At 63.8% G+C, this 21021-nt stretch carries 19 protein-coding genes and 2 tRNA genes; 9 read left to right on the top strand and 12 right to left on the bottom strand.

Annotated elements, in window-relative coordinates:
• Nucleotides 1–196 precede the first annotated feature (196 nt).
• Nucleotides 197–964: a hypothetical protein gene (locus KF730_RS17300; RefSeq protein WP_294099661.1), complete on the top strand. Its 768-nt coding sequence runs from the start codon at nucleotides 197–199 to the stop codon at nucleotides 962–964.
• Here the strand turns inward: KF730_RS17300 and KF730_RS17295 are convergent.
• Both KF730_RS17295 and KF730_RS17290 read right to left on the bottom strand, forming a co-directional pair.
• The gene (locus KF730_RS17295; protein ID WP_294099659.1) at nucleotides 896–1633 is read right to left on the bottom strand and encodes a hypothetical protein; all 738 of its coding nucleotides are present in this window, start codon (nucleotides 1631–1633) and stop codon (nucleotides 896–898) included. The two genes, KF730_RS17300 and KF730_RS17295, sit on opposite strands and share 69 nt — an antisense overlap.
• A 349-nt stretch (nucleotides 1634–1982) precedes the next feature.
• Complete coding sequence (locus KF730_RS17290) at nucleotides 1983–5747, bottom strand: CHAT domain-containing protein (protein ID WP_294099657.1); 3765 nt, start codon at nucleotides 5745–5747, stop codon at nucleotides 1983–1985.
• Between the two features lie 421 nt (nucleotides 5748–6168).
• Here KF730_RS17290 and KF730_RS17285 point away from each other — a divergent pair, with 421 nt between their 5' ends.
• Nucleotides 6169–7086: a hypothetical protein gene (locus KF730_RS17285; protein WP_294099655.1), complete on the top strand. Its 918-nt coding sequence runs from the start codon at nucleotides 6169–6171 to the stop codon at nucleotides 7084–7086.
• 67 nt (nucleotides 7087–7153) lie between these two features.
• Here the strand turns inward: KF730_RS17285 and KF730_RS17280 are convergent, their stop codons facing one another.
• The 3 genes from KF730_RS17280 to KF730_RS17270 form a co-directional block, all read right to left on the bottom strand.
• On the bottom strand, nucleotides 7154–7915 hold the full coding sequence (locus KF730_RS17280) for a hypothetical protein (protein WP_294099653.1): 762 nt from the start codon (nucleotides 7913–7915) through the stop codon (nucleotides 7154–7156).
• On the bottom strand, nucleotides 7885–9222 hold the full coding sequence (locus KF730_RS17275; RefSeq protein ID WP_294099651.1) for a hypothetical protein: 1338 nt from the start codon (nucleotides 9220–9222) through the stop codon (nucleotides 7885–7887). The genes KF730_RS17280 and KF730_RS17275 overlap by 31 nt, the downstream gene beginning before the upstream one ends.
• 89 nt (nucleotides 9223–9311) lie before the next feature.
• On the bottom strand, nucleotides 9312–10244 hold the full coding sequence (locus tag KF730_RS17270; protein WP_294099649.1) for a hypothetical protein: 933 nt from the start codon (nucleotides 10242–10244) through the stop codon (nucleotides 9312–9314).
• Nucleotides 10245–10393: 149 nt separating this feature from the next.
• On the opposite strand from KF730_RS17270, the gene KF730_RS17265 reads away from it, so the two are divergent.
• On the top strand, nucleotides 10394–10585 hold the full coding sequence (locus tag KF730_RS17265) for a hypothetical protein (RefSeq protein WP_294099647.1): 192 nt from the start codon (nucleotides 10394–10396) through the stop codon (nucleotides 10583–10585).
• Between the two features lie 212 nt (nucleotides 10586–10797).
• Nucleotides 10798–12816 carry a P-loop NTPase fold protein gene (locus tag KF730_RS17260; protein ID WP_294099645.1) on the top strand — a complete coding sequence of 673 codons (2019 nt, stop codon included), beginning with the start codon at nucleotides 10798–10800 and terminating at the stop codon, nucleotides 12814–12816.
• A gap of 36 nt (nucleotides 12817–12852) precedes the next feature.
• Here the strand turns inward: KF730_RS17260 and KF730_RS17255 are convergent, their stop codons facing one another.
• From KF730_RS17255 to KF730_RS17245, 3 genes are all read right to left on the bottom strand, one after another.
• Entirely contained in the window at nucleotides 12853–13104 is a 252-nt protein-coding gene (locus tag KF730_RS17255; RefSeq protein ID WP_294099643.1) for a hypothetical protein, read from the bottom strand.
• 219 nt (nucleotides 13105–13323) lie between these two features.
• Nucleotides 13324–13399 (bottom strand) — tRNA-Ala (locus tag KF730_RS17250).
• 77 nt (nucleotides 13400–13476) lie between these two features.
• Nucleotides 13477–13797, bottom strand: coding sequence for a TIGR02300 family protein (locus KF730_RS17245; RefSeq protein WP_294099640.1), 321 nt, complete (start codon nucleotides 13795–13797; stop codon nucleotides 13477–13479).
• 101 nt (nucleotides 13798–13898) lie between these two features.
• Between KF730_RS17245 and aroA the strand changes: the two genes are divergently transcribed.
• Nucleotides 13899–15224 (top strand): 3-phosphoshikimate 1-carboxyvinyltransferase, encoded by a 1326-nt coding sequence (aroA, locus tag KF730_RS17240; RefSeq protein ID WP_294099638.1) that lies wholly within the window; start codon nucleotides 13899–13901, stop codon nucleotides 15222–15224.
• A gap of 16 nt (nucleotides 15225–15240) precedes the next feature.
• Nucleotides 15241–15873: a (d)CMP kinase gene (cmk, locus tag KF730_RS17235; protein WP_294099636.1), complete on the top strand. Its 633-nt coding sequence runs from the start codon at nucleotides 15241–15243 to the stop codon at nucleotides 15871–15873.
• On the opposite strand, the gene KF730_RS17230 is transcribed toward cmk, so the two are convergent.
• On the bottom strand, nucleotides 15870–16148 hold the full coding sequence (locus tag KF730_RS17230) for a hypothetical protein (RefSeq protein ID WP_294099633.1): 279 nt from the start codon (nucleotides 16146–16148) through the stop codon (nucleotides 15870–15872). The two genes, cmk and KF730_RS17230, sit on opposite strands and share 4 nt — an antisense overlap.
• Before the next feature lie 427 nt (nucleotides 16149–16575).
• Here KF730_RS17230 and rpsA point away from each other — a divergent pair, with 427 nt between their 5' ends.
• The 3 genes from rpsA to KF730_RS17215 all read left to right on the top strand — a co-directional run bounded on the left by rpsA (nucleotide 16576) and on the right by KF730_RS17215 (nucleotide 19029).
• Nucleotides 16576–18288: a 30S ribosomal protein S1 gene (gene rpsA / locus KF730_RS17225; RefSeq protein WP_294099632.1), complete on the top strand. Its 1713-nt coding sequence runs from the start codon at nucleotides 16576–16578 to the stop codon at nucleotides 18286–18288.
• A gap of 164 nt (nucleotides 18289–18452) precedes the next feature.
• Entirely contained in the window at nucleotides 18453–18734 is a 282-nt protein-coding gene (gene ihfB, locus KF730_RS17220) for an integration host factor subunit beta (protein ID WP_294099631.1), read from the top strand.
• 208 nt (nucleotides 18735–18942) lie between these two features.
• A tRNA-Leu gene (locus tag KF730_RS17215) sits at nucleotides 18943–19029 on the top strand.
• A gap of 1 nt (nucleotide 19030) precedes the next feature.
• On the opposite strand, the gene KF730_RS17210 is transcribed toward KF730_RS17215, so the two are convergent.
• Genes KF730_RS17210 through KF730_RS17200 form a run of 3 tightly spaced genes read right to left on the bottom strand, consistent with a single transcriptional unit; the run spans nucleotide 19031 to nucleotide 20979 of the window.
• Complete coding sequence (locus tag KF730_RS17210) at nucleotides 19031–19639, bottom strand: hemerythrin domain-containing protein (RefSeq protein ID WP_294099630.1); 609 nt, start codon at nucleotides 19637–19639, stop codon at nucleotides 19031–19033.
• Between the two features lie 60 nt (nucleotides 19640–19699).
• Complete coding sequence (locus KF730_RS17205; protein WP_294099921.1) at nucleotides 19700–20437, bottom strand: pyrroline-5-carboxylate reductase dimerization domain-containing protein; 738 nt, start codon at nucleotides 20435–20437, stop codon at nucleotides 19700–19702.
• A 41-nt stretch (nucleotides 20438–20478) separates the two neighbouring features.
• Complete coding sequence (locus KF730_RS17200; RefSeq protein WP_294099628.1) at nucleotides 20479–20979, bottom strand: YbjN domain-containing protein; 501 nt, start codon at nucleotides 20977–20979, stop codon at nucleotides 20479–20481.
• Nucleotides 20980–21021: the final 42 nt, after the last annotated feature.

Below are 21021 nucleotides of genomic sequence, written 5' to 3'. Positions count from 1 at the left end.
ATATCGATCTGGAGACCAGTTTTTGCCGTTCTAGTATCGCCATGCATTTTACTGTTGCGTTTATGCAACGATTGATCTTGATTACGACGGGCCGATGGTTATTTACGTTGACAAGCGTCGCATCATCCTGCGAAGGAGGAAACCCAACAGGGGGCTCCAACGTTGGGATGCGCCGGGATGCACTGGAGCATATAGAATGTCTGCGTTGGACAGGCGCCTGCTGGAAGTAGCGGGCTTGACGGCGAGCGGCGCCGCCGCGATCATCAGTAAATCACGCCAAGCAGTCGCGAAAGGCATTCGCGGTGAAACTGCCTATTTTGGCGAAACTGATCTTCGCCTGATCAGCGAGAATGTCGGCAATCAGTCGCCGGTATTACGCGAACGGTTCCTCGAAGCGATCGAAGAAGACTTTGGCGACCTCGCCAATCGTCTACGCGCGGCGACCGCAACTTCCGGGCTGATGGATGCGATTGCTGGCGCCAAGCGTATCTGGTTGATTTTACCGGATTTTGTTCAGAGCCGCCTGAGCCAGCCGCAAGCCTATGACGGCGTGATCAAGGCGATCAAGGGGCAGTTCGGCACGGTCGATGTCATCGCTTTTTGCGACCGGCTCGACACCCGCACCAGCATCGAACGTGAATTCATGGACGAAGAATGGTTCGAGACGCGCAGCCTGGCGATTACCCAGTGCGACCTCGTCGCTTTGCTGCTGCCGATGGTGGTGGTCAATCCGCACCAGAATCCGCGCTGCTACGTCCTGTCGCAGAGCGGCTTTGTTGATTTGTCGCCGCATGAAGCAGCTGGGCGCGTCAATGCGTTCAGCGCTGCGGTCACCAATAAATTTCGTCAGGCGCCTGTCGAGCGCGAACAGCCCGAGCGCCGGCCGTTCAATCTGCTAGTCGCGGAGGCAAAGGAAGTCCTCGACGCGCGTGTGGAAAAGACCGATTTCGCCTTGTTCGGCTAGGGCCGCGACCGCTGCACCGTCCAGTACCAGCACATCTTCGGCAATAATCAGCTGCTCGAACTTGCTGGCGATCGCGGCACGGACCAGCGCCAGATCGATAAAGCCGGTGTCGAAGGCCGGGCAATTCTCGTCGACAGCCCGCTGGCTGATCCGGCGGGACACCAACAGTGTCGGCTTGCCGCCGATGGTCGCTGCGGAAAAATCGATTGAGCTGTCATCGCGCCGCTTGCAGATTTTGTGCGCGGTCTTGTTGAGCGCCTTGGAGACGGACGACCCCAGCATAGCTTGTGCCAACGGCACGCCGAGCGGTTTGGCCGGCGACTGATAGTCTGCCACGACAACATCGTGCAGCGAGCCAAGCTCCAAACCGGCATGGCGACAGGCATTCTCCAATGCCCCCGGGAACAGGCGGGCGACGGTTGTGTTCAAGGCGCTGCGCTGGGCAACCAGGTCCGGCGGCACCACCACGCTGAGCGTACCACGCACCGGGACGCCGCCTGCCAGGAAAACGCGATGCCCGGCAAAGCGCTTGAGACTGTCCACCTGATTTTCGAGATCGAACTGATCGATGATCAGGTTCGGCGGCACCTTGCCCGCCCAGGCTAGGTCGGCGAGACCGAACAGCACCAAGCCAGCGGGCATAGCCTCGCTAGCGCGGAGCGCTTCCATGCCACATCGGTCCTTGCCGACAATGACAATGTCGGCGGCGTCGAATTCGAAAATCGAAACGGCCCCGTCCCCCTCGATACTCCGGCGGGCGAAACCAGCCGAATATTTCCGGCGCTTTTACCAATGCTATCGTGCAGCTAGTCAAGCTTTGTCTTTAGCGCGTCATCAATTAGTCATCGCAGCGCCTTAGTCGGCGCTGCGCATAAGCCCACCCCCTGCCCTGCCTCTCACCACGAAGCTGGCCCGGTGCAGCGCCGCGATTTCCTGCAGCGCAACCTTCGACAAATTCTCCTGCGCAGGTCGCTCAGCGCAGCTCCCGCCCGCACCCAAACTCCGCCAAAGCGTTCCTTCAGGCGCGGAGCAGCGGGTTGCCAAACAGGTTCATCGCCAAGCCCTTGGCGTAATCATGCGGCCAGCGCGCAAACATCGCCTGATTGGCGGCATGCACCGCATTGATCAGTCGGTCACCGGCAGCCCAGTGCGGCAGAAACGCATCGAGCCAGGGTGGCGGCACGATCGATTCGAGCGGCCAGGGCGATGCTATCACGGCCTGGACGCCATGATCGAGCAGGTCACGGGCCAGCCCCAAGGTCGCATCGGCGGCAGGGTGGGCGTCGGAGCGGCCGCCACTGCAGACGAACAGAATGACGATGCCAACATTGTGGAGCGCTGCGGCAAGGTCACCGGCGGAGACAGCAAGACGGCCTTCGTCACTGACCACCTGGAAGGCACTAGCCTCGCGGTTGAGGCTGCCATGGGCGGCAAGGATCGCCATCGACGCGCCGGCAAAGCCGGTGGGCAGTGCACTGCCGCGATCCAGCAGAAAGCCATGGCTGGTGAGGCTGTCCTCCATCCGGTCGGCAAGCGTCGCCAGCGTCGTACCCTTGGTGGTCGCATCCGAAATCCAGGCTAGCCGCCGGCCATCGCCCAGCGATTGCGCATTCTGCGCCGCATGCAGCCAGCCAAGCGAGGGCGCTGCCGCCATGGCTTGCTGCTCGCCGGCAAAGCGATCCCCGATCCGCAGCAAGGTCGGCGGCAGCGAGCGGAGATGCGTGTCGCCGATCAGCACGGTAGCCCCGGCCGGCACGTCAGCAATCCGCAATTCCTCGGTCGAGGTGTAGAAGCGGTTGGCATCGAGATCGGCGGTGCCATAGGCGAAGGGATAGCGCTCCTTCCAGCTGCGCAGGCCCGGCAAGTCGATACCGGCCTTGTCCTCGCGGGAGACGTGCAGATCCCCTGCTTGCGCAACCAGTTTGACCAGGCTGTCGTCATTCGCAAAGGCGGCCTGAACAAGACTGAGGCTTTGGTTGGACAGATGGCGAGCAGTCTCAGCCAGGGCATCGCCACTAGCCGGCGCCGGCGGCGGGACGCGAAGGCCATCCCAGCCCGGCGCGGCAATGGCGCGATCACAGCATAGTTCGAGTGCCAGCGCCGCCCAAGCCGGATCGGCAAGCAGCGCGTCGGCAGCAAGTGCGCGCCTGGCAGTCAGCGCAGCGTCATGCGCATCCTTGCCGACATCGTCGGAATAGCGGGTGTCCTGCGACGTCCGCAGCAAAGTCAGCAAGTCGTCGGGGCCCGGCGCATCGCGGCCATAGACTGCGACACGGTCGCCGAGCCGACCGCCGAGCCGCGCGTGCAAGGCGTCCGCCAGGCGCTCTGCCTCGGGGTCGCTCGCCATGCCCAGTTCGCGCGCGAAGCGATTGAGTTGGCTGAGCAGCATCGCTGCCGGTGCCGGCATATCGCCGCGCTCGACGACGATCCGGCCATTGGCGATGGCCTCGGTCCGCAAACCGGCAATAAAGGAGACAGCGTCGCCGTCGGTTCCGGCGCGAAGCCGGTTGAGCAGCCGCATTGTCGTGATGCGGTGACCATATTGGCCGCCCTGACCCATCTGCGTGAGCAAGGCTTCCGCCGCGGCGAGAACCTGATCGGCATGGGGTGTCAGGCCATTGTCGCGCAGAACACGCGCCAGGGTCAGCGTCTCATGCCAAAGCTGATCATCGTCGACTGCGTCATCGGCAAGAATACCAAGCGTTGCATAGAGTGCGCTGAGCAAGCGATTGTCGCAGCGGTGATAAATATCGGCCAGCCCGAACCAGGCGAGACGCCGCCGGCGCGGGGTATCTGCGCGTTGCAAAAGCATTTCGGCAAGGTCGCGAGCCGGCTGGTGGGCGCCGCCCATGGCAAGGCCGACCGCGCTGGTGCGGATCATCACCAGATCGAGATCGGGCCTAGCGGCGTACGGAGCGAGCGCCGCACCCAGCGCCAGCTCCACGCTCAGATCCTGGTCGGCCATGATGCCGTGCTCGGCTGAATCGGCGAGAAAATAATAGACGGCAGTAGCAATCTCGCCCGGATCCGCCGGCAAATCGTCGACCGGAAATGGCGTACGCCCGACCTGGATCGGCGCTTGCGCCTCGACCCAGCGCTCGACCGCTTCCCGCAAGCCGAGATTGTAGAGGGCGCCAAGCGCAGGCACATCCGGCAGTTCCGGCGCGACGCTGGGAAATTGCGGGCGCGAGGCTGCGCTCAGCATCTGCGCCAGGACGATCGGCAAGCCGTCGTCGCCAGCGACGCCAGGTTCGAGCAGATCGATGAGACCGGCGCGCAACGACCCATTGGCTGGGGCACTGGCAAGCCGCCGGCACAGCAAGGCGATCCCGGCTTCAATACGGTCGAGGGTGACGGCCATCACGCCGCCGGGGCGATTGATCAGCAATTGCTCAAGCACGCCAAGCAAGGTCCCCGAGCCCTGCGGACGATCCGCCAGCCGTGGATCGAGCGACAATTCCAGGGCATGGACCAAGGCACCGCGGCGCAGCGCATCGGCGGCAGCCATGATCAGATATTTGACAGCAAGCTCGGCATCGCCGCCGGCGGAGGACACCAATGCATCATAATCCGGGAGACCGGGACCGGCAAAGGCATCAGCCAAAGCGAGATGCAGGGCCACCGCGTCCCCGGCCCCTTCAACGCCGGCCATCACCGCGGCAGCACCGGCATGATCGCCAGCACCGACGGCACGGCGATAGCAATAGTCGCGCAGAACCTCCGACCCGGGAAATTCCGCGGCGAGCAACGCTTCGATCTTCCCCCCTAGCGCAGCATCGCCGATGCGTCCGGCGGCCAGCAAGGCGGTTTGCAACGCCTCGCGTCCCGTCAGATCCGCGGCTACCGGACGCAACAACATATCCGCCAGGGCCGAGGCCCCGCCTTCAGCGGCGATATGCGCGAACTTGACGGCGACGCTGGGCGGCAGCGCTATGCTGCAATCAAATTCGCGCAGCGCCGCGAGCGCCTGCGACTTCAAGCCGCCGCCATCGAGCAGCTGGATGCGCACGACTTCCTTTTCGCGTGCGTCCAGGCCATCGATTGCATCGAGTTCCTGCAGCACCTGACCGATTTGCCCGGCGATCATCAGGCGGCGCCAATCCGGCATGCGGGCATCGATCGCTGCTTCGGGATCGTCGAGTGATCCGGTCAGGATCGCGCAATTGGGAATGTCCTGCAGCATCGCCAGCACCGGTCCGCTCGGTTTGAACAAGCCGAGATCGAGCAGGAAGAAATACCCCTCCCCTGCCCGCGCACCAAGCGACTGGGCGACCTGCTCCAGATGCGGTGCCCAGGTCTCGTCCGAACCGAGCATGCCCTCGCCTTCCTCGGGCGTGGCATTTGCCAGACCCGGCACCCGGTAGCCTGCGGCCTCGACCACCGCCACAGCCCGGTCCGCCGGCGCATCCTGCGCCAAGGCCAGCAGCACATCGGCATCATGACTGGCCGCGACGACCACTTCGATGCGCGCCTGCAAGCGGGCAACGCGTCCGTCCTGCGCGGAGGGATTGCCCGCGCGCGTATAGGTTGCGTCAGCTGCCTCGGCGACAAACCGCGCCGCATCCTCTTCGTCGGTTCCGGGGGGAACGATCAACCGCAGTCGTTCGAACACGCGCTGCTCGTCCTGATGCAGCAGCAAAAGATAGGCAAAGAAGGTGCCGATTCGATCCGACCAATGGCCGATCGGCAGGCAGATCAGCTGGACATTGCCCGGCCCGGCATCCTCGCCAGACAGGACATGGCGGATCAAGCCTTCGAAATCGCGGGGTAGGTCTTCGTCCATGACCGTTAAGGTAAGGATGCGATCCAGGCTTTGCGACCGGCTGCCATAATCCCGCGCGTCACCCCAAGAACACGAACCTAACCACACCCCTTCGCGCCAAAGGCGCAATCAACAACGGCACTCTTGCGAACGCCATGGGCAAGGCGGCGTGCGCGCGCAGCGGTGCGCCTGCCGCCGCCGCGCCTCTCCGGCGCCGAGCAAGCGTGCATGCGGCACAAGACAAGCGCGGACCCTGGTCGCTGTCCCAGCGGCCAGAGTACGCTCTATCAAAACCGCATTCCGCATCCGGCGCCGTAGGCGCTACCTGCTACTCTCAAATGCCGCCAGCGCCGCGGCCAGGCCGTCACCCACCACCCATCGTGCCCGTGCCAAGTGGCTTTCCCAGCAAGTCCGCGCCCGTTCGGGATTCTCAAACGGGTCGATGCCGCAAGCGGTGCAGCCGTGGATCGTCCACAAAGTCTATTACGGGCATTTTCTGTGTCACGTACTTCATCAGGACTATGTGCTGCGCGCCGGGGTTGACAGCGCAGCGATCAAGCAGATCCTGTTGGACACGCTTGATGCGCGCGGGGCAGAATATCCAGCGGAGCATAATGTCGGCCATAGCTACCGCGCCAAGGCGCCGCTGGCGGCGCAGTATCGCCGGCTCGACCCGCTCAACCGCTTCAACTCCGGGATCGGCAAGCTCAGCCACGCCCCGGGCTGGGCGGATAGCCCGGACGACAATGGGGATGCCATGACCCGGATCTATCGCTGCCGTACTGCGCTCAGCGAGGCCGCGGGTCTATTCGAGGCGGCGTTCACGCCGGATGCGAGCTGGGCCGGCGAAGTCTATCCGGCCCGCCGCGGCCTGATCGTCACGCAGGCGGAGGACCAGCGCCAACTGCACCCGGCTGTCTGGGGGATCCCTGAGCGGCGCCTCGGCCTACGCGGCAAGGATGATTGCCCAACCATCTGGTTTCGCGAGCTCTGGGAGGTATCGCCGTTCCTGTTTGAGCCCGAATCGCGCTGCATCATCGTGCTCGATTGCTTCGCGACGCCAACGGGGGTCGCCGGCCGCTCGTCCAAGAGCTGGTCCGGGCTGGAGAGCGATATCCTGTTTGGCTGGGCCGGCATCTGGTCGGGGGAGGGCGCAAACCCTTGCTTCACCGGCTTCGTCGTCGCCGGTAACGCGCTGGTCGGGCATGACCGGGTGATGCCAGCACTGCTTCGGCCAAGTGAAGCCAAAACCTGCCTGTCGGGTACGGCGTCTGAAGCGGCCAATCTCGCCAGGCGAACACTCCCGCCAACGGAGATGTGGAGTGAGGCACTTGGCGAGCCGTGGAACTGCAAACGATAGAATGATGACCTTAAGAGCATGACGACGCCGGCAGCTGACCTGAATGAGGGGCGCTGGCGACCGATCTCTAGCGTGGCGCCGGTGGCACCTTCGACAAGGCGTCAAAGATGAAGTCGGCCATGATCATCATGTTGAGGCTCGATTTCTCGCTGGCATAATCGACGCGGCCATGGAGCGCCGCATTGCGGTTGGGCACTGGATCGGCTTGTGCGGCGGCGATTTCGTCGGCGGTGCGGACCTGCTTGTAGAGATGCTCGGCCAGCTTCTGATACAAGCGAAGGCCGCTCACCCCCGCCATCGTGAATTGCGACGGCCCCAGCTCTCCAACAGCCATTTGCAGGGGCACTGCCGGACTGGCGCCCTGGGCACCGGGTAGCAGCTTGGCGCGGGCGAGACGCTCGACATGCGGAAAGAGTAGAACCGGTGCGACCCGGTACATCCCAAGATCATGCGCGCGCAGGCTTTGCACGAAGGCATCGCAGGCGTTGGAGTCGGCAACTGCCGCAGCCACCGATGCGCGCAGACTCTCCGAGATCGCCGCCCAGTCGCTCCGGAAATGCCCGGTCAGGCGCTGGTCGGTATCGGCAATGTCTTGCGCCTCGAAGACTAGCTCAAGCGGTATCGATGCGTGCGGCAGCCAGCCGGCACGGACGATCAGCTCGGTCCAGCTCCACTCGGCGACCAGCGTCCCGACGGTGGCCAGCAGCTTGACCAGTGCTTGGCCAAGATCGACCAGCTTCGCCGACTCTCCAGCGCCGCTGTCGGCGACAAGCGCCTGCGCACGCATCACGCCCGCGCTCACTTGAGCGCCAGCCAGGAATTCAGCCACTTGCCGGGCTTTCTGGCTTCCGCGATCGGTTCCCGAATATGCGGCAGCGCATCGCGCAGGGCACGCTTCAAGGTTCGCCGCGACGGCGGATTGAGCGCGGTGATCGCATTGTCGCACACCCAATGAATCAGGCCTGCCCGCGACCCATCGGCGCCAAATGGATGGTCGCGTTCCTTGGTGAGATGTGCGGTGAAGGGCATGACTTCGAGCTCGGGATGCTTGTCGTTGCGCATCAGGCTGGAGAACATGCGAAGCGTGTCGGGATAAAGATGCGGGACTAAGCCTCCCGCCTCTTCCCGCCAGTTCGCCACGCGATGCCACGGCTCCGCCTTTGCCTCATACAGCGCATCGAACTTGGTCAGGAGCAGCAGATGCCGATCCTTGTCGGGATAGGTGCGCAGCTTGCGATAGGCACACAGCGCCTCTGCCAGGATTCGGTCTCCTGGCCCGTCGCCCCAGGGATTATGGATCGGCGCGAGATAGACCATCGAAACCGCGAACGGGTAATGTTCGAGGACCGTGCGGACCAAGCCGCCGTCGGCGAACAAATCCTCCTCGAGCGATGGCCGCAGCATTTCCCCAGGCGATTCGAGGAATGCCAGCCGGACGGCCGGGGCGGCACGACGAAATGACAGATCAACTGGCAGCAACATTGGTGGCTCTGCGGTCGCCAGCGGATAGCGCAAATAATTGCCTGGCTCGATATGATCGAAGAGACCGGCGCGATGCCACCAGTGATGCAGCCATTTCGAATGGGACGGCGTAACGCCGCTGCCCAAACTCGTGTTGATGTCATGCGACGACATCAGCGTTTCGAACACGCCCATCAGCAGCGACGTCTTGCCCGAACCTGGCGCACCGAGAACCAGCACCGGGTGACGCTGCTCCTCAATCAGGCGCTCGACGACCTTGAATGCATCCTTCGGCCGGAGTTTACGCGGCGCCGGTCCGGACGGGCGCCAATCCTCTTCTTCAGGCGCACGTAGCGAGGCGTCGCTGGTGGTCGCGGGTGCTTGAGCTGAGGCGACACGTGCCGGCGCCGGCACTTTCACGGAACCGGCATCCCGCGCAGACAGGTTGGCGATCGTGAAGCGCGCGCCGGAGGCTATGCAGTCCTGCCAGTCGAGGGCACGCGACGGATCACAGCCGCTGAATACCGCGCCTTCGATGCGGGCGCCGTCGAAGCGCATCTGGTCGAAGCGGCAGGTCTCGAAGATCGTTTCGCCGAAATCATAAGCGGCGAGACTGCAATCCTTGAAATCGACACCGCGCAGCAGGACACCGCGAAAGTCGATATCGGGGCGCAATCCGGCAACTCGCACCAACTCGGTGAAGTTCTCGGTATCGGCCGCGAGGATACGGTCGATCCTTTCGGATGCTTCCGCACTCACAAATCTCATCGCTCGTATCTCGCAATCTCGGTTTCATATTCGCTGAGCACGACCCAGCCCCTACGCTGCTCGGCATTGGGCAGTTCGCGCGCGAAGATCTCTTCGATCAGCGCTTGCTTATTGATACCAAGCTCGGGGGCGTCGCCGGTCGCGATGGTTGTACGGTCGAACAGATTGACTTCGATGCGCGAGACCAGAGCCGTCTTGTCGTCATATCCGGTCAGCGCCAGCAACGGGCTTTCGGAGGTGGCATATTCGCCGCTTAGAACGGCCTGGGACTCTGCATCGCGTTCGACGCACCAGCGCAATTGATGGGTGGTTGCCTCGCCGCGGATCGTGGCGTTTCCGATTGCGGCAGGCTCGGGGTAGCCGAGGCGGCCGCTGGCCTGGGCGTTGTGCGGTCCTTGGATTTCGATGGTGACTGCGGCCTTGCGGAACCCGAACATCATGCCGCTGCGATGATAAAAGGGCTCAAAATGCGCAGTGAAGAAGAATTGCATGTCGTTGCCGGCAGGAGTGATCTGGCCAAGGTCGGATAGTTGGTGACGCACCATATGCGCATCGAGTGCGGAATAGCCGGCCTGCGCAGCGCTGAAGCTGACCATGCCGACGCCCCAAGTCGCACTTAGCTGGGTGCGGAAATGCTCGACCGTGTCGCGCCCGGGATAATCGGGCTTGGCGTCGTGGCGCCGGGTCGCTTCCGGCACCGCGTCATCGACCCAGCTCGGATGGCTCACATCGAAGCGAGCGACCTCGGCGAGCGCGGCTTCGATGCTGGGCGACAAGCGGCGCTTGCGCACCGCGTCAGTCAAGGTCGTGTAGGTAATCCCAGCAGCCTCGGCCAATGCCTTGGTATCTGCCCGATCCAGCGCGCCAGCGCGGTAGAGCACAGCGCATATTGCGCTGATCTTCTCCGGTGCCTGAAAGACGACGCGCATATGACCCATAGGTCGAGCAAGATGCGGCCAGGCCGATAGGCGCGTCAACTAGCCGGCGCCGTCCTCGATCGTCTTGCGCCGTTTTGCACCGTGCTGCCGGCATCTTGCGACCACGCGAGCGCGTCATCCGCCATGCGGGATTCCGGCCGGTGCGACGGCACCGAACGCCGCTCGACGGCACCCCTTGGGCGACCGCTTTGCTGCTGCCGGGCATAATCGCGGACGTCCTCACCGGACATTTCGAACTGCAAAAACAGGAGACTGACATGCTTTGGATTGAATCGCTGCTCAGCATCGTGCTGGCGATCCTCTCGATCCTGCGTGCGCTGGGCCTCGTCTAAAGTCCCTTCGTACCGTCCCCGGCCAAGATAGGCGGCGTCCTCCCTAGCGAGGCGCCGCCTTTTTGTTGGCTGCGATCCGGCGCGCACGCCTTCCATCGCTGAGCCCGAGTTCACCGCATGCTGGCACCAAGAATAGTGCGCGCCACTACGTTACCGTCTGCCCCTCGAATTCACTCGCCCCCGCACATATTTCTAGGCGGAAAGGGAATGCCATGGAAGCCGCGCCGAGCACCGACCAGAACGCCAACGTCCTCGACTATCTGCGCTATTACACCGATCCGGCGCGCGAGCTCGATTATGCCGTGCTGGTCGCTGGCCCCTGGGGTTCGGGCAAGACCTATCTGCTCAAGAATTTCCTCAAATCGATCAGCATCAAGCCGATTTATGTCAGCCTCTATGGCATGACCTCGACGGCGCAGATCGACGAAGAATTCTACCGGCAGCTCCATCCCTTCCTCGCGTCGAAGGGGATGAAAGTGTTCGGCGCGATCGTTCGCGGCGCAGTCAAGGGCACGCTCAAGATTGATTTGAACGGCGATGGCAAGGACGATGGCGCCTGGAGCGCCGGCATTCCCGAAATCGACCTGGCCAAGGAACTCGGCAACCCCCGCGAACGGCTGCTGGTCTTTGACGATCTCGAACGGGTCAAGATGCCGGTCAGCGAAGTGCTCGGCTACATCAACAGCTTTGTCGAGCATGACGGGCTGAAGGCCATTCTGCTCGCCAACGAGCAGGAAATCGTCCGGCACGTCGATTCGCGCTATCCCGACATTAAGGAGAAGCTGATCGGCCAGACCCTGACCATCGCAGCGCCTGCCGAAACCGCGTTCGACGTGTTTGTGACGACGATCCAGGATGGCAAGACCGCCGAATTCCTGATCGCCCATAAGGCCGATATCCTCGCGACCCATTCCGCCGGCGGCCACAATAATCTGCGGATGCTCAAGCAGGCGATGTGGGACTTTGAACGGGTCGCGCGCCATTTCGAGGATCGCCACTGGGCTAATCCGAGCGCGGTCCTGAAGGCGATGGACGCTGTTCTTGCGCTATCGCTCGAACATCGCAGCGGCCGCCTCAAGGAAGGACAGATTGCCAAGCTGATCGGCAACAGCTTCGGGCGGATGTTTCGCAGCGAACTAAACAAGGAAGCAACACCCGAACAGGAGATCGAGGACCGCTATCCCCACCTCGATTTCGACAATACCATCCTCGATGCCGGGCTGCTCGAGGCAGTGATTGTGCGCGGCGAATCCGATGGCGCGCGGGTGCAGGCGGTACTCGACGGCAACATCAATTATGCCGCGGTCGGCGACCAGCCCTTATGGCTGCGGGCCTGGAACAGCTTTCTGTCCGATGATGCGACCACCGCGGCGATTGTCACCGAAGTTGAGCAGGGGTTTCAGGAACGTATTTTCCGGGTCCGCGAAGAGCTCCTCCACATTTTCGGCGTCCGGCTATGGTACGCCAAGATCGGCTTGATCCGGCAATCGCCCGACGAGCTGGTCGCGGAGGGGCAGGCCTATATCGACGACCTCGAAGCGCAGGGCTTGATACCGAGCACCTTGCAGGAAGAGGAGCGTGGCAACGATTCGCTCTATGCGATGAAGGGCACGCTGGAGGCGGACAATGTCTCCTATCAGGCTCTCGCCGAATATTATGCCCATGCGGCGCTGCGTGCCTCGGAGCGCGAGTATCTCGCCATCGCCGTCAAGCTGTTCAACCGGCTTGAGAGTGAACCGCGCGAATTTCTGCTCGACCTGGTCCATAACGGCATTCGGCGTAGCCCTTACGGCGATGTCCCGGTCCTGGCCGCCCTGCCCTCAGCCTATGTCGCCGAACTGGCGTTCAATGCGGCCCCGGACACCCAGCTCGAGCTTATCCAGGCGCTCGGCGGTCGCTATGAGCATAATCGCTTTGACCGGCTCGCCGCCGAGCGCCCTTGGCTCCGTGCCTTCTACAAGGATCTGATGGCACGCTTGCCTGCGGCTGAACCGATGAACCGCCATCGCCTGCAATCTCTATTGGGGCGCAATTTACAGCCCCGGCTCGATGCGTGGGGCGAGGAAGAAACTTTCGCCGCGCTGGCAGCCGCCCAGGCCAGCGCAGCGACGCCACCACCAGCGCCCTCGCCCTTGGCATCGCCTGCCGTAACGGCCCCAAAGGCGCCCAAGCGCCCGCGCGCGAAAAAACCGATAGCGGGTGCCGGCGCGCAGGCCGAGACACAGGAATAAAGGCGTACGGCAAGCGCGTGTCAGTGCCGACAGTGCCTAATGAAAATCATGGCTGCGTTGTTTGATCACGTCATCCGCGGCATCGCCTTGGACGAAAGGCGGCGGATATGGACGGCTGAAGATCGCCTTTTTACGCCGCGAGCGTCCAAAACAAACTAAAGCGGTGCCGCGCTCTTCTTGATGAGCGTCGTGTTTACGAGCGCGCGTGATGCAGTTCGGCTGCAGGTCCGGTTTTGGGATGGGATCGAGCACGCCGCTGTGACCGCAATTGAGGCGCAAACCCGCCATTTCCGAAGCAAGCTCAGCTAAGTTGCGAACTCAGATGCGTGCAAAATGAGATGAGCAAATAGCAACTATCGAAGCCGAATTAGGACGCGATACGACGAAGTCGAATACAAACAGCCTAACTTCAGACGATTTATCTAATATAACCCGGTGTTTACAGGATCTAGATTGTATCAGAGTTCGAATACGCCGTTGGAATTATTCAATGATTTCAACGGGAAATGGTGGAGCCGAGGGGGATCGAACCCCTGACCTCTGCAATGCCATTGCAGCGCTCTCCCAGCTGAGCTACGGCCCCACACCCTTGGGAGGCGAGGCCATTAGAAGGCCGCGCCCGGCTTGGCAAGGATGCTTTCGCACCCTTGCCCGATTCTTTTAGTTCTCGTCCTCGTCGCCGCCGGTCTCAACACCGAGATCGTCGTCGCCGCCGAGATCGACGTCGTCGTCGGCCGAGGGCTCTTCATCCTCGTCGGCGATGTCCAGATCCTCGTCACCGAGATCGGAATCCTCCTTCTCCGGCTTGTTCTCCGCCTTGACCTGCTCGAACGGCAGCGGCTGCTTCGACTTGAGAATCGGCTCGGGATCCCATGCATAGGCGCAGGCGATGCAGGTCACCGGTTCGTCCTTGGTCAGATCGTAGAAGCGCGTTCCGCACTTCGGGCACGCGCGCTTGGTGCCCCATTCCGGCTTCACCATGTGTTGCCTCTTGCCTTTCAAATTCGCTGATTTCGGGTTCGTGTCCCGGAAAGTGGGGCGCGCCTTGCCATGGCGCAAGGCGGCTGTCAAAGCCCGGCGCGATGTCGCACGCCTCTCCCCGCCCCCTCAGCATTTCAGCCCGCGGTCCGCTCAGGGGGCGCGTGCGCGTGCCCGGCGATAAATCGATCAGCCACCGCGCGCTGATGTTTTCGGCGCTGGCGGTGGGTGAAAGCCGGATCGAAGGGTTGTTAGAGGGCGAGGACGTGCTCGCCACGGCCGCGGCGATGCGGGCGATGGGCGCGACGGTCGAGCGCGGTGCCGACGGGACGTGGCGTGTCCACGGCGTCGGTGTCGGCGGCCTGCTCCAGCCGGGCCAGGCGCTCGACATGGGCAATTCGGGCACCTCGACGCGGCTGCTGATGGGGCTGGTCGCCAGTCATGGCATCACCGCAACCTTCACCGGTGACGCCTCGCTGTCCTCGCGTCCGATGGGCCGGGTAATCGAGCCATTGTCGCGGATGGGCGCGGACATTACCGCCAGCCCCGGCGGCAAGCTGCCGTTGATGGTTCGCGGCATGAACCCCGCGGTGCCGATCGCCTATACGCTCCCCGTCGCCTCGGCGCAGGTCAAGTCGGCGGTGCTGCTCGCCGGCCTCAACACGCCCGGCATCACCCGCGTGATCGAGCCGGTGCCGACGCGCGACCATAGCGAGCGGATGCTGCGCGGGTTCGGCGCCGAACTGACCGTCGAGGATTCGCCTGAGGGCAAGATCATCTCGATCACCGGCGAAGCCGAGCTCAGGGCGCAGCATATCGTCGTCCCCGGCGATCCCTCCTCGGCGGGCTTCTGGATGGTCGCTGCTTCGATCGTGCCGGGATCGGATGTGACGATCGAGAATGTCTGCATGAACCCGACCCGCACCGGGCTGGTCACCGCGCTGCGCATGATGGGCGCCGACATCGCCGAACTCGATCCGCGCGAAGTCGGCGGCGAGCCGGTCGCCGATCTCCGCGTCCGCCATGCGCCGCTCACTGCCATCGAGGTTCCGCCCGATCTCGCCCCGAGCATGATCGACGAATATCCGATCCTGTTCGTCGCCGCCGCGCTTGCCGAAGGACGCACCGTCGCCCGCGGCGCGCACGAGCTGCGGGTCAAGGAATCGGACCGGATCGCGACGATGAAAACCGCGCTCGAGGCGGCCGGCGTGGCGCTGGAGGAATTTGACGATGGTCTCGCCATCACCGGGTCCGCCGGGGCGCCACTGGCGGGCAACGCTCGGGTCGCCTCGAAACTCGACCACCGTATCGCGATGTCGATGGTGGTGGCTGGACTCGCCTCCGCCGCTCCGGTCAGCGTGGACGATGTGGCGCCGGTTTCGACCAGCTATCCCGATTTCTTCCAGACCCTTGACGCTCTGACAGAGTAGCCGACAAGTGACAGCCATGATCATCGCCGTCGACGGACCCGCCGCCTCCGGCAAGGGCACCATCGCTCGCGCCCTCGCGCGCCACTACGGTCTGCCCCATCTCGACACCGGCATGCTCTATCGCGCCGTCGCCGCCACCGTGTTGCGCGAGGAACTGACCCCCGAAAAGGAAGCCGATGCGGTCTCGGCATGCAGCTTCGAGGATTATCTGCTCGACGATCCCTGGCTGCGTACCGATGAGGTCGGCAGGGCGGCGTCGGTGGTTTCCGCGCATCCGCTGGTCCGCGCCGCGCTGCTCAACCGCCAGAAGAAGTTCGCGCACCAGCCCGGCGGCGCGGTGCTCGACGGGCGCGACATCGGCACGGTCATCGCCCCCGACGCGGATGTCAAACTGTTCGTCAAGGCGACGCCGATGATCCGTGCCCAGCGCCGTCACCTCGAACTGCGCAAGAACGGCGTGCTCACCAGCCTCGACAAGGTGCTGAACGACATCCGCGCCCGCGACGAGCGCGATTCGCGCCGCAGCGAAGCACCGATGACGCAGGCTGCGGACGCGGTGCTGCTCGACACCAGCTTCCTGTCGATCGACGCCGCGATCCAGCGCGCGGTGGCGCTGGTCGAGGCGGCCAGGGCGAAAGTCTCTTCCTAGACCTTGATCACGATTTCGCCGGGCTGCGGATCGGTGAAGCCGCGGATGATCTGCAGCATCCCGTCGGTGCCGAACAATTGGTAGAGCGTGAACAGCCCCTGGGCGAGGTCACCGCCGAACTGGAACGAGAAGCTGTTCATCGTGCTGCCTACCATCTCGACCGGCCCGCCCGCATATTGAATCACCACGTTCTGGAAGGTGCAGTTGCGGAAGTTCTTGTTGTCGATCGAGATCGATCCGCCCTCGAAGGTTTCGCCGTCGTGATCAAATTCCATCGTCTCGCCTTGCATTGAAGTTGTTGCCCCGCGCTTCGCATTGTCGCGCGCGGCGCGCAATGGCCGCGGCTAGCCGGGCTCGTAGCGCAATATGCCGCCGCTGCCTTCCAGTCCCATACGATCGACTTCCCGACGATGAGCTTCGTACTTGGCGCGCCAACACACTGATCCGCCATACCCCTGTGCGAGAGAGGAAGCTTGTAACTTTGCCCCTCTTCCGCTAGGGGCGCGCGGTCCGGCGAGCAGGTGCTCGCGGGAGGATGGCGCTTCGCTGCGCCCTTTTCGCATCCCTGGACGCGTCTTGCTCCTCTCGCCGCGCTTGTTTGCAGGATGCCGCGACCGGCGTTCGGCCGCCGCGGCAGTTCGGCCAAAAGACCACCGGATCCAACCGGTTGGCCGGAAATAACGACACAGGAACGCAACCCACATGGCCACTACGGCAAACCCGAGCCGCGATGATTTCGCGGCAATGCTCGAACAGACCCTTGGCGCAGCGGACGGCTTTGAAGGCCGCGTCGTCATCGGCACCGTCACCGGAATCGAAAACGACCTCGCCGTCATCGACGTCGGCCTCAAGAGCGAAGGCCGCGTGCCGCTGCGCGAATTCGCGGCGCCGGGCCAGAAGGCCGATCTCAAGGTCGGCGACGAAGTCGAAGTCTATGTCGATCGCGTCGAGAACGCGAACGGCGAGGCGATGCTTAGCCGCGACCGCGCCCGCCGCGAAGCCGCCTGGGACAAGCTCGAAACCGAATTCGCCAAGACCGCGCGCGTCGAGGGCGTCATCTTCGGCCGCGTCAAGGGCGGCTTCACCGTCGACCTGTCGGGCGCCGTGGCGTTCCTGCCGGGTTCGCAGGTCGATATCCGCCCCGTGCGCGACGTCACCCCGCTGATGGACATCCCCCAGCCCTTCCAGATCCTCAAGATGGACCGCAAGCGCGGCAACATCGTCGTCTCGCGCCGCGCCGTTCTCGAAGAGACCCGCGCCGAGCAGCGTTCGGGCCTGATCCAGTCGCTGGCCGAGGGCCAGGTGATCGACGGCGTCGTCAAGAACATCACCGATTACGGTGCGTTCGTCGATCTGGGCGGCATCGACGGCCTGCTCCACGTCACCGACCTGAGCTACAAGCGCGTCAACCACCCGAGCGAAGTCCTGAACATCGGCGATACCGTCAAGGTTCAGATCATCCGCATCAACCGCGACACCCAGCGCATCTCGCTCGGCATGAAGCAGCTTGAGAGCGATCCGTGGGATGGTGCCGCCGAGAAGTATCCGGTCGGCGCCAAGCTGTCGGGCCGCGTCACCAACATCACCGAATATGGCGCGTTCGTCGAGCTCGAGCCCGGCATCGAAGGCCTGGTCCATGTCAGCGAAATGAGCTGGACCAAGAAGAACGTCCACCCGGGCAAGATCGTCTCGACCTCGCAGGAAGTCGATGTCATCGTGCTCGAGGTCGATCCCGAGAAGCGCCGCATCTCGCTTGGCCTCAAGCAGGCCCAGAGCAATCCGTGGGAGGCCTTCGCGGCTGCCCATCCGGTTGGCTCGGAAGTCGAAGGCGAAGTCAAGAACGCCACCGAATTCGGCCTGTTCATCGGTCTCGATGGCGACGTCGACGGCATGGTCCACATGTCGGATATCGCCTGGGGCATCTCGGGCGAGGACGCGCTTAACCTGCACCGCAAGGGCGAGACGGTTAAGGCCGTCGTCCTCGCGATCGAGCCGGACAAGGAGCGCATCAGCCTCGGCATGAAGCAGCTCGAGCGTGGCGGTCCGTCGTCGGCGGCCTCGCCGGTATCGGGCGACAAGCTCAACAAGAACGCGATCGTCACCGTCACCGTTCTCGAAGTCCGCGACGCGGGCCTCGAGGTCCAGGCGGGCGACGATGGCGCGACCGGCTTCATCAAGCGCACCGATCTCGGCCGCGACCGCGACGAGCAGCGTCCGGAGCGTTTCCAGGTCGGCCAGAAGTTCGACGCGATGGTCACCGGTTTCGACCGCAGCAAGAAGCCGACCTTCTCGGTCAAGGCGATGCAGATCGCCGAAGAGAAGCAGGCGGTGGCGCAATATGGTTCGTCCGATTCGGGCGCATCGCTGGGCGACATCCTCGGCGAGGCTCTCAAGGCCCGCGAAGAAAAGAAGTAAGTCCGAAATGGGGGAGCGGCGCCCGCCGCTCCCCTTTTTCCCATCGGAAATTGCGTAAACGCAACATCTTCGCCTTGATGCAGATCGCATAAGGGCGCTAGGGGTTGGACGGGATCGCCGCGCGGAAATCCGCTGTCCGTGCGAGCATAAGGGGAGAATGCGGGATGATCCGTTCGGAACTCGTACAATTGCTGGTTCAGGACAATCCCGGGCTCTCCGTCCGCGAAGTCGAGAAAATCGTCGCGATCTTCTTCGACGAGATCGTCGAGCGCCTTGCCGCCGATGGCCGCGTCGAGCTGCGCGGTTTCGGCGCCTTCTCCACCCGCGCCCGCGACGGCCGCACCGGCCGCAACCCGCGCACCGGCGAAACCGTCGAAGTCGACGCCAAGCGCGTCCCCTATTTCAAACCCGGCAAGGAAATGCGCGCGCGGCTGAACGTCGCGTAAGCGCGGACATTATCGAAATGTGACAGGCCGGGATTTCCGGCCTTTTCCTTTTGCGGCGAACGCGCCCACCACCACGCCGATTGTGATGATTCTGTCCATGGATCGATCCGAGTACCGATCGGCTGCAAGTTTCGCGCGTCACTCAGGGGCCGTTAGTCACACGAATCATTTGACCTGCCCGCCACCATCCGCTTGGCATGCAGCCAATGCGGACGTGGCGGAACCGGTAGACGCCGGAGACTTAAAATCTTCTGCCCCTCGGGGCGTGCGGGTTCGAGTCCCGCCGTCCGCACCAATCAGGCGACCTTGAACCCTTCCTTGTTCATGGTCAGCGTCAGTGCCTTGTTCTTCTCCTCGCTCAGTTGCGCGCGGAGTTGCGGGAACAGCACATCCTCTTCCTCGCGCATGTGCGTCTCGATATCGGCGCGGAACTGCTTCAATTTGGCGATCCAGTCGGGCGAGGCGGTGGGGATGTTCTCCAGCTCGTAGAGATACTGTTTCACATAGCCATGTTCCTGATTCAGCGCATCGGCGGCCTCGCGCTGGCCGGCTTCGCGCAATGCCGGGTAGATGACACTCTCTTCCTCGATCGCATGCTTCATCAACGCGTGCTTGAGATGCGCGAGCAGCATGGAGCGCTTGGTGGTGTTGGTCTCGTCGGTCGCCTCCAGCGCGTCGAACACCTTCAGCGTCGCGGCATGCTCGGCGGCGAGCGCCTCGTCCCAATTCCCCGCCAGCGCGGTCGGCGCCTGCACCGCCGCCTTGCGGCCCAGCATCGCCAGCAGTCCAAGCGCGGCGCCACCCGCCGCCGCGCCGGCGATCAGGCCGAAATTGCTCGACGAGGGGGTCGCCTTCGAGCCGGTGAAGCGTCCGTGCGAATCGCGCGTGGCAGTGGTCGTGGTCATTTTCCGCCTCCGTTTGAGATAGTTCGGAGGAATAACCGACAGGGGCGGGTGCGCGTTCCGCTATTTGCGCGCTTCGGCCGCCATCTCGGCGTTGCGCCGGGCGGAAGCGGCGAGCGTATCGCGCACCAGCCGGACCAGCGCGTCATCGGCGTCGAGCACGTTCATCCCTTGCCGGGTCGATCCGCCGGGACTGGCGACCCGGTCGGCCAGGGTCGCGGGCGACACATCCGATTGCGCGGCCAGCAGCCCCGCACCCTCGACCGTGGCGAGCGCGAGCCGCTGCGCCTGATCGGCGGGCACACCGAGCGCGGCGCCGCCAGCCGCCAGGGCGTCGATGAAACGGTAGACGAACGCCGGGCCGCAGCCCGAAAGCGTCCCCGCCCACTCGAACAATTTCTCGTCCTCGGTCCATTCGACCAGCCCAAGCGGCGCCATCAGCGCTTCGACGCCCGGAATGCGCGCGCCACAGAGCGGGACGACACCCTTGCCGAGCGCGACGGGCAGGTTTGGCATCGCCCGCACCACCGCATGCCCGGGGAAACGCGCCTGAAGCGTCGCGAGATCGGCACCGGCAAGGATCGAGATCAGCCCATAGTCCCCAGCCGGCAGCGGCGGGATCTCGCCGATCTGCTGCGGCTTCATGCCGAGCTGGATCAGATCGGGGGCGGGCTCGTCGGGAAACGACCGGCCCTGCCGCACGCCCGTGGGAAGCTCGCGATCGTCACGGTTGACGACGAAGACGTTTTCGGGTGCGACAACGCCCGCCTCAAGCCAGCGCCGCAGCATCGCCCCGGCCATGTTGCCGCAGCCGACCAGCCAGAGCCGGAGGGCCGGCGCGCTCACGCCTCGCCCTGGGTTTCGATCAGCGCGGAAGCCAGCGCGTCAGCCGGCGTCTTGCCGCCCCACAGCACGAACTGGAACACGGGGTAGAACCGCTCGCACTCATCGACCGCGCTCTCGACCAGCAGCTCGGCCTGCGCCAGGCTCAGACTTGGCTGGTCGCCGTCGATCATCGCCGCATGGCGGAACAGCAGGATGCCGCTCGCCGACCATAATTCGAAATGGCCGATCCAGAGCTGCTCGTTGACCAGTCCGATCGTCTCGTAGAGCGCCGCGCGGCGCTCATCGGGCACGCGGATGTCCGGGAATGCCAGGAACTGGAGCACGCCGTCATCGTCGCGCCAGATGCCGCGCAGCTCATATTCGGTCCAGCTGCCCTTGACCTTGGCGACGATTTCCTCGTCCTCACGGGTGAAGGTCCAGCCATGCGCCGCGAAATAGCTTTCGAGCATGTCGATGGGCGCTGCGTCCTCGCGCTCGAATTCGGCTTCGTCCAACATCAACACCTTCCCCCAGCCGCGCTGGCTGGGTGGGATTCTGCC

The organism is Sphingomonas sp., from assembly GCF_019635515.1.
Classification (GTDB): domain Bacteria; phylum Pseudomonadota; class Alphaproteobacteria; order Sphingomonadales; family Sphingomonadaceae; genus Sphingomonas.
This window is presented reverse-complemented; position numbering and strand designations above follow the sequence as displayed.